General features: G+C 54.8%; 13 protein-coding genes and 3 pseudogenes. 15 read left to right on the forward strand and 1 reads right to left on the reverse strand.

The annotated features are described in order from the left end of the window. The 8 genes and pseudogenes from FSY45_RS27200 to FSY45_RS27235 all read left to right on the forward strand — a co-directional run. Nucleotides 1-83, forward strand: an 83-nt coding sequence (locus tag FSY45_RS27200) for an IS3 family transposase (protein WP_148748560.1), incomplete at its 5' end; no start/stop codon positions are given. Nucleotides 84-134: 51 nt separating this feature from the next. Beyond that, nucleotides 135-920 (forward strand): CaiB/BaiF CoA-transferase family protein, encoded by a 786-nt coding sequence (locus FSY45_RS27205; RefSeq protein ID WP_255443467.1) that lies wholly within the window; start codon nt 135-137, stop codon nt 918-920. A gap of 500 nt (nt 921-1420) precedes the next feature. Beyond that, nucleotides 1421-2701, forward strand: a complete 1281-nt coding sequence (locus FSY45_RS27210; protein WP_046462724.1) for a site-specific integrase — start codon at nt 1421-1423, stop codon at nt 2699-2701. Continuing rightward, nucleotides 2685-3161: a nucleotidyltransferase domain-containing protein gene (locus tag FSY45_RS27215; RefSeq protein ID WP_317628173.1), complete on the forward strand. Its 477-nt coding sequence runs from the start codon at nt 2685-2687 to the stop codon at nt 3159-3161. Before FSY45_RS27210 ends, FSY45_RS27215 begins: the two co-directional genes overlap by 17 nt. Continuing rightward, a complete protein-coding gene (locus FSY45_RS27220) occupies nt 3151-3576 on the forward strand; it encodes a DUF86 domain-containing protein (protein WP_046462723.1) in 426 nt (141 codons plus the stop codon). Before FSY45_RS27215 ends, FSY45_RS27220 begins: the two co-directional genes overlap by 11 nt. A gap of 198 nt (nt 3577-3774) precedes the next feature. Then, nucleotides 3775-4278: pseudogene (locus tag FSY45_RS27225) on the forward strand (IS3 family transposase); the annotation flags it as partial. Nucleotides 4279-4334: 56 nt separating this feature from the next. Beyond that, nucleotides 4335-5048 (forward strand): GntR family transcriptional regulator, encoded by a 714-nt coding sequence (locus FSY45_RS27230; RefSeq protein WP_046462721.1) that lies wholly within the window; start codon nt 4335-4337, stop codon nt 5046-5048. 355 nt (nt 5049-5403) lie between these two features. Further along, a complete protein-coding gene (locus FSY45_RS27235; protein WP_046462720.1) occupies nt 5404-5952 on the forward strand; it encodes a tyrosine-type recombinase/integrase in 549 nt (182 codons plus the stop codon). A 227-nt stretch (nt 5953-6179) separates the two neighbouring features. Here the strand turns inward: FSY45_RS27235 and FSY45_RS27245 are convergent, their stop codons facing one another. After that, a complete protein-coding gene (locus tag FSY45_RS27245; protein WP_046462719.1) occupies nt 6180-7112 on the reverse strand; it encodes an IS5 family transposase in 933 nt (310 codons plus the stop codon). Nucleotides 7113-7446: 334 nt separating this feature from the next. Here FSY45_RS27245 and FSY45_RS27250 point away from each other — a divergent pair, with 334 nt between their 5' ends. The 7 genes and pseudogenes from FSY45_RS27250 to FSY45_RS27280 all read left to right on the forward strand — a co-directional run bounded on the left by FSY45_RS27250 (nt 7447) and on the right by FSY45_RS27280 (nt 12670). Beyond that, nucleotides 7447-8382, forward strand: a complete 936-nt coding sequence (locus tag FSY45_RS27250; RefSeq protein WP_046462718.1) for a TauD/TfdA family dioxygenase — start codon at nt 7447-7449, stop codon at nt 8380-8382. A 10-nt stretch (nt 8383-8392) separates the two neighbouring features. After that, complete coding sequence (locus FSY45_RS27255; protein ID WP_046462717.1) at nt 8393-9103, forward strand: SDR family NAD(P)-dependent oxidoreductase; 711 nt, start codon at nt 8393-8395, stop codon at nt 9101-9103. Nucleotides 9104-9185: 82 nt separating this feature from the next. After that, nucleotides 9186-9689, forward strand: a complete 504-nt coding sequence (locus FSY45_RS27260) for a 2,4'-dihydroxyacetophenone dioxygenase family protein (RefSeq protein ID WP_046462716.1) — start codon at nt 9186-9188, stop codon at nt 9687-9689. A gap of 41 nt (nt 9690-9730) precedes the next feature. Next, nucleotides 9731-10699 carry a tripartite tricarboxylate transporter substrate binding protein gene (locus FSY45_RS27265; protein WP_046462715.1) on the forward strand — a complete coding sequence of 323 codons (969 nt, stop codon included), beginning with the start codon at nt 9731-9733 and terminating at the stop codon, nt 10697-10699. A gap of 75 nt (nt 10700-10774) precedes the next feature. Further along, nucleotides 10775-10897: pseudogene (locus FSY45_RS27270) on the forward strand (IS3 family transposase); the annotation flags it as partial. Nucleotides 10898-10928: 31 nt separating this feature from the next. Further along, a pseudogene (locus tag FSY45_RS27275) lies at nt 10929-11423 on the forward strand (type I restriction endonuclease subunit R); the annotation flags it as partial. A gap of 86 nt (nt 11424-11509) precedes the next feature. Beyond that, on the forward strand, nt 11510-12670 hold the full coding sequence (locus tag FSY45_RS27280) for an IS30 family transposase (protein ID WP_046462725.1): 1161 nt from the start codon (nt 11510-11512) through the stop codon (nt 12668-12670). Nucleotides 12671-12802 lie beyond the last annotated feature (132 nt).

Raw genomic sequence — 12802 nt, forward strand, 5'->3', positions numbered from 1 at the left:
GGTACAACGAAAAACGTATCAAGGTATCTCTGGGACGTTTAAGCCCTGTGGAATACCGGAACAAACTTGGCCTAGCCGCATAAAACCAGTCCAAGTTTTTATCCGCACCTCCACCGGGGGCTAGTGGATCACTTCTGGGTGGAAATCAACACCCTGGTGTCATGGAGCGCTTGGGTTTGGGGCCCGGCATCTGCCATGCTCACAATCCTTCTTTGGTCTACGGTCGCATGACTGGCTGGGGGCAAAGCGGGCCACTGGCACAGACGGTGGGGCATGACATCAACTACATCGCTACCAGCGGGGTGCTCCATGCCATAGGCCGTGCAGACGGGGTACCGACCGTGCCGCTCAATCTCGTCGGCGATTTTGGAGCAGGAGGGATGCTGCTGATTGCTGGCGTCCTGGCGGCACTGACCCGGGCACGCGGCAATGGTCAGGGTTGCGTGGTTGATGCGGCTATGGTGGACGGCGCATTGGCAATGCTCGCTCCAATTCTTGGACGATGGCAAGCTGGCCAATGGAGGGATCAACGCGAGAGCAATCTATTCGATGGCGGAGCGCACTTCTATACGACCTATCCCACTGCAGATAGCAAAGCGGTGGCTGTGGGTGCCATCGAACCGCGCTTTTATGCTGCTTTGTTGCGAGGGCTGGGACTATCGGAGGCCGGTTTGCCTGCACAGCATGACGAGTCCGCCTGGCCTGCGATGCGGCAGCGTCTGGCAGCCTTGTTTGCCATACACGACCAGGCTCACTGGTGCCGTGTATTCGAGGGTACGGAAGCCTGTGTGTCGCCCGTGCTGTCCCTGGCCGAACTGCCTGAGCATCCCCATTTTCAAGCACGTGCTAATTTCGGCGAGCGCGATGGTGTGCTTCATGTGCGCCCTGCACCTCGCTTTTCTGAAGCGTCTTGGATGTAAAGCCTTGGTGTGACGTCCAGTTCGTGATGAAGCAGTTTTCAAATATCGTCTTCGTCATCGCCAACATGACTGGTAGTCAAGCGGGAATCCGGAATCCAGTTGTTTTGTCGTGGGCGAGGTGCAGGCCGTACCTCTTGAATCACGCACAACACAGCTTTACTGAACTGGTTATGTTTCTATCGAGTCGAGTGCTGGCATCAGAGGCCAGTCGACTCAGTTGTGTCCAGCCAGATCTTGGGCTTGGCAGACGTGTTGATTGATGGAGACAAGAAAAAAGCGCCCTGAAGGGCGCTTTTTTCTTAGTCATCTGGCGGAGGCTGTGTCCGCTAATCATTCGTCCAACTAGATCTTTTTTCTTCTTATTTTTAAATGATAAGTCATTGATGGTAAAGGATTTTTGTTTTATTTTGACTTGAGTTATCCAACTCTATCTAGTGTGAAATGGCATACCAGATGGCATACCGATGGCATACTGAATGGCATACCGATAGAGGTCTCAAATGGCTGTCATCACAGACGCAAAAGCTCGAAACATCAAACCTGACAGTGCAGCAATTCCGCACGGTGGAGTGACGGGATTGGCACTGCATCCAACTAAAACCAAAGGCAGGGGGAAATGGGTGCTGCGCTACGTTAGCCCGGTGAACGGTAAGCGTAGAAATGCAGGCTTGGGCTCGTATCCAGAAATTGGCATCGCAGAGGTCGCCAAGCGCGCTACTGCTATGAGGGTGACGTTGGCAGAAGGGAAGGACCCTCTGGCTGAAAAAGCGATGGAAGAAGAAGCCGTAAAGGCTCCAACGTTTCAAGAAGCCGCTGAGATCTTGCACAAAGACTTGCTACCGGGTTGGAAAAATCCAAAGCACGGACAACAATGGATCAATACCCTGACTGAATACGTTTTTCCGAAGTTGGGAGCAAAGCTACTGGCTGAGATTCAGCCTGCTGATGTTGCGGATGCGCTCAAGCCCATTTGGCTTGAAAAGGCGGAGACGGCAAGTCGCGTCAAGCAAAGAATCCATACGGTGATGGCTTGGGGGTGGGCACATGGTCACTGTCAATCGAACCCTGTGGATGTAGTTACCCATCTTCTGCCACAGCAGCCAGGCAAAGCTGTACGGACTCAGCATCACCCAGCAATGCCTTGGGGGCTGATTCCTGCTTTCGTACAGAAGAACTTACGTACAAAAGGGCGTGTCGATGTAACCCGGCAGTTGCTTGAGTTTGTAATTTTGACGGCCTGCCGTTCAGGCGAAGCACGGGGCATGAATTGGTCCGAGGTAGACTGGAAAAATGCAGTTTGGACCGTGCCAGCTGAGCGTATGAAGGCCAAGCTGACCCATCGCGTGCCGCTGTCTCCAAGAGCTATGGAAATTCTTGAAGCGCAAAGGCATCAACATGAACGCTTGGTTTTCCCTTCAGTAAGAGTGCGGGGAGAGCTTTCAGATATGGCTATCACCTCGCTGTTGCGCAGGTTGAATGTTGAAAGCGATGTGTCTGGGCGCGTGGCAACTGCCCATGGCTTTCGTTCGAGCTTCCGTGACTGGTGCAGTGAGCAAGGCTACTCTAGAGATCTGGCCGAGCGTTCGTTGGCGCACACCATCAAGGATAAGGTTGAGGCTGCTTACCACCGTACCGATTTGCTGGAGCAGCGGCGTGAGCTGATGAATGCCTGGGCAGCATTTGTTGTGGGTGTAGAGTCAACGGCAGACGGTACAAAGAAGGTGCCTCAACGTGCGCTCTCCAGCCTCTTACGGCCAAGATCTGATGCCTCAAGGGGTTAACGCGAGCAAGTACGGTGCATTCGGTGAAAAAATCAAGATCAATGCGTATAAATCAAAATCCCTCATGAACTATCAAGGCATCGTCGATCATCTTCGAGAAGCAGTTGCTAGCTTGTCTGCTGTGTATGTCTTTGGCAGTCAAGTCACTGGCCATGCAACGGCAGAAAGTGACTTGGATGTTGCTCTGCTGACAGATGATGATCTATCAGCTGAAGAGTTGTGGGATCTGTCCAGCTCGTTGGCTAACTTGGTGAAGTGTGATGTTGACTTGTTAGACCTGAGGGGTGCTTCTACGGTCATGCAATACCGCATCATCACCACTGGCAAGTGTGTGTGGGCTAAAGACAGCCAAGCTGCGCTTTATGAGAGCTTCATCCTCAGTCAAAAAACTGCCTTAGACGAGGCGCGCGCAGGTCTGCTGCAAGATATTCAAACAACAGGAACTGTCTATGGTCGATGACGTACTGATTAACAAGGCAGCGACCATTGAGCGCTGTGTGATCCGTGCCCAAGAAGAGTACGAAAAATCACCAACCACGTTTGCGTTGGACCACACACGCCAGGATGCCGCCATCTTGAATGTGCAGCGGGCATGTGAAGCCGCGCTGGACATGGGGCAGCACTTGATTCGCCGCGAAAGGCTTGGCATTCCACAGAGCTCGCGTGACGTATTCACCTTGTTGGCCCAAGCTGGCTGGATTGAGAGCGACTTAGCCACACGCATGCGAAAAATGGTGGGATTTCGCAATATTGCCGTGCATGACTACCAAGCGCTGCAGCTACCGATTGTGGAGGCTGTGATCACCAAGCACTTAGACGATTTTACGGCTTATAGCAAAGCGATCTTGCTGCAGAATTCGAAGCAATGTCCTTGAAGAAGAAATGACGACAAAGAAAAAAGTGGGCTGGAGTGATCTAAAAGCTCAGCTCGTTGGCCTAGAAAAAACTGAGCTACTGCAGTTGGTCAAAGATCTGTACTCCTCAAGCAAGGATACGCAACATGAACTATCTCCTCTGATAGTCCAAGTTTTTGTCCGCATGCCCAGTGGGTCACTTCTGGGTGGAAATTAACACCCAACCAACTTCTTTGCGGTAACATCACCTATAACGCCACCGATGAAGGCTGGCTGTACCTGGCTGCTGTGATTGATATGTTCAGTCGTCAGACTGTGGGCTGGAGCTTGCAGTCCCACATGCAAACCAGTTTGGTCAAGTATGCGCTGGCTATGGCTTGGTGGCGAAGACGCCCTGAGCCGGGCGCTATCTTCCACAGCGACAGGGTGAGCCAATATTGCAGCTATGATTTCCAAGCTGCTTTAGCAAAGTGGGGGATGCGCTCATCCATGAGGCGCAAAGGCAATTACTGGGACAACTCGCCCATCGAAAGCTTCTGTGGCAGGCTCAAGGCAGCTTGCGTGCATGGCCAGCGCTTCGCTACCCGTGAGCAAGCTAGGCAGGTCATCATGAACTGGATGGCCTTCTACAATCACCGCAGATTGCATTCGAGCTTGGGCTACCTCAGCCCCATGCAATACGATAAACGCTGGAACGAGGTACAGCGCAAAAAGGCCGCGTAAGCAGGGAGCTAAGAACTCCACAAAACAGGGGCAACATCAGCTATCAAAAAATCGAAATGAAGAAGACGGCCATCCCAACCTCCCCCCGCTCAACCAGACGGGAGGCAGCTGAACTGAAGAGCAAGGACGGGCACGCGACGCTCATGGCGGAGGCGTATGCCCGCCTAGAAGAAATGATCGTCACACTGGAGCTGGCTCCAGGTGAAGTCGTATCTGAAGCCATCCTCAGCAACCAAATTGGCATTGGGACCACTCCAATTCGCGAGGCTTTGCATCGCTTGTCCCGCGAGTACCTGGTTCAGATCATCCCCAGGCGCGGGGTCGTTGTCACCACACTTGATGTGCGCCTTCAGCTCGAGGTACTCGAGACTCGCCGTGAGTTGGACAGGTTGTTGGCCAGTGCCGCCGCCCGCCGCGCGACTCACGTCGACAAAGCGGCTTTTCACGAACTACTTAATCCCACCCAGAAGGCAGCTTCCGCGCACAATGTCAGGGAATTCCTTCGATTAGATGTCCAACTCAACACGCTACTCGCTCGTGCGGCCAGGAACTCTGTGGCGGCATCAACAGTCTCCACACTGCACGCGGTTTCCCGTCGATTCTGGTGCTTTCATGCTGACCCCAAGGTGCATCTTCCTGAGACGGCACGTCGCCATCTCGATGTGATCCGCGCTGTCGCGGCAGGTAAGGGCGTAGAAGCTGGCGAAGCCTCTGACCGTTTGCTCGACTACCTGGTCGATTTTTCAAGGCAGACCTTGCCTCAGGACTGAATCGCCCCGGCTTTGGACTGCCCCTAGGCAGGTAGACAAACACCGCCTATCTTTTGAGCATAGGAGGTAGTTATGAGTGCACAGAGATTTCCGCCAGAATTTAAAGAGGAGGCGGTCAAACAGCGACGTCCTCTCGTATTTGAGTAGCACTTGAACTTGGATCTCAACCCCATAAAGACAAAAATTAGACAAAAGAGTCTTTTTGTCTAATTTAGACCCAAAACCCAGCCGCCCTCCCCTCTGAGCGAGCTGCCATCAACCGTGCTCAAATTGGACAAAATGATCGCCGTGTGTGAGAACACGGATTCGAGCCTGTTTTAGGCTTTGTTTGGGTGGTTCAGACCAGGAGCGGTAGATGAGTGAGCGCAAGCATTTAACCCAGAGTGAGGTGGCCAAGCTGATGGACGCTATCAAGGGTGCGACCCATGAGGTGCGGGATCGCTGTTTAGTGCTTTTGATGTACCGTCATGGCCTGCGGGTGTCGGAGGCTTGCGGTTTGAAGCTGTCTCAGGTGGATCTGTATGATGGGGTGCTGCATGTGCAGCGGCTCAAAGGTGGGTTGTCCACGACCCACCCTCTTCGCTCGGATGAGATGAAGGCTTTACGGGCGTGGCTCGCGGTGCGAGGCCGAATGGCGCCTGGTTGTGATGCGCTGTTTGTGTCCAACCGCAGGATGCCGATTAATCGGCGCACGGTCTGGGTAGCTCTGCGTGGCTATGGGGAGAAGGCGGGGCTACTGGTTGAGGCGCATCCGCATATGCTTCGCCATGCCTGTGGGTATGCGCTGGCGGATCGGGGGGCTGATACGCGGTTGATCCAGGACTATCTGGGGCACCGCAATATTCAACATACGGTGCGCTATACGGCGACTAATCCGGCTCGGTTTGAGAAGCTGTGGCGGTGACCGTGGGCTGCTGGGCTCAGGTGTAGACGTTCAGATGCTTCGATGTCTGAATTGATCAGGCTAGGACTTTGAGGCCGTGCTTTTGCACGATGTTCAGCAACTTCAGCGCCATACCGCTGGGGCGATTGGCACCAGTCTCCCACTTTTGCACGGTGGACTCGGTGGTGTTGAGGGGCGTTGTTGCATAAATCACCCTGAGGCCGATCTACCCCAAACCTCAGACGGATTTACGCAGCAGCGACCGTCTGGGGTGTGCCCAGAGCGGTAAATTGATCGAGGATTGACGCTCGAATATTGAGCTCGGCCACCTGGCGTTCAAACGTCCTGGCCATCACCTTCTCGCCCAGGCGCTTGAAGCAATTCATCTTGGTCTCCACCAAAGACCTTCGGTGGTAGCCGCTCCAGCGTTTCCAGATAGCCCGCCCCAACTGCCTACACGCCTTGACCGCTTCATTGCGGTGAGCAAATGCCAGCCCCTTGCGTAGCTTCGCTCCCTTGCGTGGCGGGATGATTGGAATGGCTCCCCGCAGGTAGCAGGCCTCATGCACATCCTTGGTGTCATAGGCCCCATCACCAGTCAAGCTAGCTACCTGTTCATGGCTGGGGATCTGGCCCAGTAAGACAGCGGCCATGGGCGAGTCACCTACTTCATTGGTTGTGACTGCGATAGCCCGAATCTGCAGTGTCTGGGCATCAATACCCAGATGCACCTTGCGCCACTGGCGGCGGCGCTCGGCACCGTGCTTTTTGGTTTTCCACTCACCTTCGCCCAAGAACTTGATGCCCGTGGAGTCGACCAGCAGGTGCAAGCCTTTCTCGCTTGCTCGGTAGTGCACCTGCACATTCAAGCTCTTTTGTCTGCGACACACCGTGCTGTAGTCGGGCACTGACCAAGGCAGGCCTGCCATACGCAATAGCGATTGCACCAGGCCCAGTGTCTGGCGCAAGGGCTGCCCAAACAAGCCCTTGATGGTCAGGCAAAACTGGATGGCCGCATCTGAGAACTTCTGGCAACGACCACGCTTGCCCCTGGGCTGGGCCAGCCACTGCATGTCCTTATCCAGCCAGATGGTCAGGTCTCCTCGCGCTTTCAACGCTGCGTTGTACGCCTTCCAGTTCGTTGTGCGGTACTTAACCCGACCCCAGCTCGTCTCACTCATCTCCCGAGCCTACCTCACCTGCGACCGGCATTTATGCAACAACGCCCTCTCAGGAGTTGAGCCTCCACGGAAGCCGGTGTGATTCAGTGTGATTCATTCCGCTGCCCGGCGGTCACGACAAGGTGCTGCTCCACTCCTGCTACGCGCCCTGCTCGCCGCCTCTTGTTTCACCGTCCGGCGCAATCTAAGTGTTTACACCATATATGGTTCGAAACCAAAGCCAATACTATTGGAACATGTCTGGCATGCCACACATATACCAGACATGAGCCAGAACTGAAGCGCTAGCTGCGCTGCGTCGTCCACCCCATCTTTCATACGTTAAGAGGATTCAATGGAGCAAGCTGACATCGTCGACAATGCCACGATCACCCCGCTCGAAGGGCCGCTTGGTGCGGTCATTACCGGCGCTGACCTTTCCCGCCCGCAGACTACGGACCAGATCCAGATCTTTCGCACTGCTCTCGACAAGTACGGAGTGCTTTGCTTCCGTGCTCAGATCCTGAATGAGCAGCAGCAAATTGACTTCTCCGAGCAGTGGGGCGCCCTGGAAGACTTTCCTGAGGAAAACAAAACGGTGGCTGCCTCCACCGTTTACAACGTTGCAAACGTGTCGGCGCTAGGCGAGCATCTGCCAGAGACCGATCATCGGGTTATCTTTCAAAAGGTAAACGCCCTGTGGCACACGGATAGCTCTTACCGCTACGTGCCAGCCTATGCGTCCTTGCTCTATGGGATCGAGGTGATGCCGGACGAAGCGCAGGGTGGGCGCACTGGCTTCTCGAATATGGTGCTGGCCTATGAGGCGCTGCCGCAAGATCTGAAAGACAAGATCGAGCCGCTGCACATGGTCCACTCGTACGAGCATGGCCGCCGTATGTATGCCTCACTGCCTCCGCTGTCTAACTTCGAGAAGAACACGGTCCCTCCTGTGTCCCACCCTCTGGTGCGTGTTCACGAAGATGGGCGACGATCCCTCTTCATCACCGCCAACGCTGGTAACGAGGTCAGCGGACTTTCACTTGAAGAAGGACAAGCACTGCATCGAGAGCTGATCGAGCATGTGTCACGCCCAGAGTTCTGCTACTTCCACAAGTGGCAGAAGGGCGATCTGGTGGTTTGGGACAACCGGACCACGCTGCACAAGGCGGAGGTGTATGACATGACGCGCTACCGCCGTGTCTTCCGGCGCACAACGCTTGCAGGAAAAGGCCCTGTTCTAGGCCCGTTCTCGAACGCGGTGCGCGCTCGCTCGATTAATTCCAAGTGAGGCTCATAACATGCTGTTTGATTTCAGCGGAAAGCATGCGCTCGTTTCTGGAGGAACGAGCGGGATCGGTCTGGCCATCGCACAGGCACTATGTAGTGCCGGATGCACTGTCACCAGCGCAGGTCTACTAAGTGATGTTCCTGACAGCAACGAAGATCTCAAGTTTGTGGAGATGGATGTCACAAATAGCGGCTCCATCGATCGGGTGGTGAGTACCTGCCGAAAGCTCGACATTGTGATCAACGCTGCTGGCGTCATTCGCCGAGGGGAAGAGCATGATCCGACAGTGTTCCAGCGGGTCATCGACATCAACCTAAACGGATCGATGCGGGTGGCTGCCTCGGCGCGGTATCACCTTTCTCAAAGCGGTGGGTGCCTTGTCAACATCGCGTCAATGCTTAGCTTCTTTGGTGGCGGGCTGGTTCCGGCGTATAGCGCAAGCAAAGGTGGGGTTGCACAGTTAACTAAGAGCCTGGCTATTGCATGGGCCAGTGACGGCGTGCGCGTGAACGCAGTAGCTCCGGGCTGGATTGCGACGCCTTTGACCAAAGGTCTGCAGGAGGATCCCCAGCGAAGTGCATCACTCCTTCAGCGCACTCCTTTAGGACGCTGGGGGGAACCCAATGACATCACTGGTCCTGTGATGTTCCTTTGTTCGAGTGCAGCTTCGTTCGTCACGGGTGCTGTGCTGCCTGTAGATGGCGGCTATCTGGTCGCCTGAGCGGTACCAACGAAAGATCAAGATGAATGAGAACACTTTGAAAACAGAAGGCGATCGTCCGTCGCGAGCTGGAGGTCTAGACATGTCGCGCATGCCATATCAGCTGCCCCTCCCGAAGGAGGTTTCCCAAGACATCGTTGTTAGCCCTGTGATTCCTGACGACGAGCGAGTCTGGGTTCCGCAAATGGAGAACGTCTGGTTTCGCCCGCTTTGCCTCAACACCGTGCAGGGCTACTGGGTGAATCTCTTACGAGTTCGCAAGTCGGGCGTGCTTAGCCGACATCGCCATCCAGCTCCTGTGCATGGGGTGGTTCTACGCGGTTCCTGGCACTACCTTGAGCACGACTGGAAAGCCACCGAAGGCTCCTACGTCTTTGAGCCTCCAGGCGAGACCCATACGCTGGTGGTGCCTGAGAACGTGCCCGAGATGATCACAATGTTCCACATTACCGGCGCAATGATCTATGTCGATCCTTACGGCCGACAGACAGGCTACGAGGACGTGTTCACGAAGATCGAGATGTGCCGAGCGCACTACACCAAAACCGGGCTTGGCGGCGACTACGTCGACCAGTTCATTTGCTGAGGCTTTTTACCTCACTGATTATTCAAAAAAGGAGACAAATCATGAACCAACTCCAACGTCGCTCCTTCCTTGCGGCATTGGCTCTTTCATCGTCTTCATTTGCTACGACCGCAGCCGCATCTGAATACCCGGGTCGGACCATCGAACTGGTAGTTCCATTTCAAGCTGGAGGAGGCACTGACGCGGTAGCTCGTTCATTCTCCGTTGCAGCCCAGAGGAGTTTTCCCAAGGGCATTGTTGTTATCAACAAAGCAGGGGCCAGCGGAGGGATCGGATGGAATTACATGATGAACGCCAAGCCAGACGGTTATACGCTTGGGGTAGTGACGGTCGAAATGGTGATCCTGCCTCACCTGAATCTCTTCAACCGCAACTATTCGGACGTAACCCCCATAGCTCAGCTAAATGCTGATCCTGCTTCGATTGTTGTTCGAACTGATTCGCCATACAAAACACTCGACGACTTCATTGCGGCTGCGCGCAAGGAGCCCGGAAAGTTTTCTATGGGCACTGCAGGGAATGGATCGATCTATGACATTGCTGCTGCGGCCTTTGAAGAAAAGACTGGCCTTCAGTTCAATCGCATTCCCTACCAGGGCGCAGCGCCCTCGATCCTTTCGCTTCTGGGCAGTCAAATCGAGGCAGTCACAGCCAGTCCGGGAGAAGTGGCGACTTATGTTGCTGCTGGTAAGCTTCGAATTCTTGGCGTGATGGCGGAGAAGCGCCTCAGTGAGTTCAAGGACGTTCCGACCATGAAGGAGAAGAACATCGACGTTGTCATTGGGACTTGGAGGGGCATCATGGGTCCAAAGGGACTTCCTCCGCATGTTGTTCGGATGCTCAAGACTTCGGTTGCCGAGATCGTCAAGGATCCGGAGTTCCAGACGACTTTGAAGAAGCTCAATCTTGGCTTCGTCTATGCCGACGATGAAGGCTTCAAGACGGTGATGGAGCGTGACAATGAAATCTTCAGAAAACTAATTCCGCGACTCAAGATCGCTACCAACTGAATCGCACCGGGTTTGGTGGAGGCTAGTTTGTTGAAGTGCAGGCGTTAGCCTGCACGGTATTGGCAACTTGCCGCCATTGAAGAGTTCATCGAGACAGTTGATTCATATATTCGTTGGTATAACGAAAAACGAATCAAGATCTCCCTGGGTGGCCTCAGTCCCATCGAGTATCGGGAGAGCCTTGGGCTTGCAGCGTAAAACCAGTCTAAGTTTTTATCCGCACCCCCGGGTGGACTTGTCCAAAGTGGTTTTGACACACCATCGTTTAAAAGACCAAGGCCAGCGTAATTTGGCACTGCACCAGGCAGACGGTCAGCACAAGCTGGAGCCAATGACAGAAGCCGGAGGCAGCTCCGTTCAAGACAAGCAAAAAGTACTGCTCTCTGAGCTTGTGGAGAAGGTCAACGATCTGTTCGAAGGCGAACTAAGCGACGAGGACCGGCTTGTCTATGTGAACCACGTCAAAGGCAAGTTGCTGGAGTCTGAGATCTTGGTGCAGCAAGCCAGCAATAACAGCAAAGGTCAGTTTGACAATTCACCAGACTTAGATGGCGCACTGACCGATGCCATCATTGATGCGTTTGATGCCTACACCACGATGAGCAAACAGGCCTTGGACAGCGAGCGTGTGCGCGCTGGCCTGAAGTCCATCTTGCTTGGACCGGCGCAGTTGTATGAGGCGTTACGTGCACGTGGTGGAAATCAGCCGGGGTTACGTCCCTGAAAGTATCTAGTAGCAGGCAGCTTTAGGCTGTGGATTCAACCGGTCAATGCAACACAATGACCGCCTCTGGCGGAAGGAGTGTTGGCATGAAGCGAAGACCGCGGATTTACTACACCGAAGCTCAGAAGGCCCTGATGTGGGACCGCTGGAAAGCTGGTGATACCTTGCACGAGATCGGCAAGCTGTTTGACCGACCGCACACATCCATCCACACCATCCTGAGTGCAACGGGTGGCATCCGGCCTCGTGCAAGACGCCGATCTCACTTGACTCTGTCTCTGGCAGAGCGCGAGGAGATATCGCGCAGTTTGGCCGCAGGTGAGTCCGTCCGCTGTGTAGCCAAACGCTTGAAACGAGCAGCGTCCACCATCAGCCGTGAACTCCTGCGTAACGGCGGCAAGACTTGCTACCGAGCTACAAAGGCAGACGAGGCGGCCTGGGAGCGAGCACGCCGCCCAAAGACGTGCAAGTTGGCCTGCAACCCTGAGCTGGCGCAAATCGTGGCGGGTAAATTGCAGAGTCAGTGGTCGCCAGAGCAAATAGCAGGATGGCTCAAACGAACTTACCCGGGCGCAAAGGATTTGCAGGTGTCTCACGAAGCCATCTACCGCACGCTCTTTGTTCAAACACGCGGGGCTTTAAAGAAAGAGCTTCTAGAGCACCTGCGGCGTACCCGGGGGATGCGTCGCTCACGCCACTACACGCAGAAAACACCCATCCATGGGCGTATCGTCGATGCAGTGCCCATCGGCGAGCGTCCAGCCTGCATCGAGGATCGGGCAGTTCCAGGCCACTGGGAAGGCGATCTGTTGTTCGGCGATGCCTACAGCCAGATTGCGACGCTGGTCGAGCGACACACGCGCTACGTGATGCTGGTCAAGCTGGTGGACAAAGACTCCTACACCGTCGCTGCGGCGCTGGCCAGGCATGCACAGACCTTGCCGCAAGAGCTCTATCGCTCCTTGACCTGGGATCGAGGATCGGAGATGGCGGGGCACAAGCGATTCACGGTGGCCACCGACATCCAGGTCTACTTCTGCGATTCGCAAAATCCATGGCAGCGCGGAACGAACGAGAACACGAACGGGTTGCTCAGGCAGTATCTGCCCAAGGGCCTCGACATCTCTGGCTACTCACAGGATGAGCTGGATGCGATTGCCCGAAAGCTAAATGAGCGGCCAAGGAAAACCTTAGGGTACAGAACCCCGGCTGAGATGTTTAACGAGTGCGTTGCATCGATCGGTTGAATCCACAGCATTGTGTTGACGAGATTTGCGTTGGGATGAGTCCCAATCGACCAGCTCACCACCAGCCCGTCAAAGCAATCAATGACTGGCGACAGGTAAACCTTGCCAGCAGGGATTTGGAATTCAGTAATG

The sequence above is a fragment of the Comamonas sp. Z1 genome (assembly GCF_008121555.1).
In the GTDB taxonomy this organism is placed as follows: Bacteria; Pseudomonadota; Gammaproteobacteria; order Burkholderiales; family Burkholderiaceae_C; genus Comamonas; species Comamonas thiooxydans.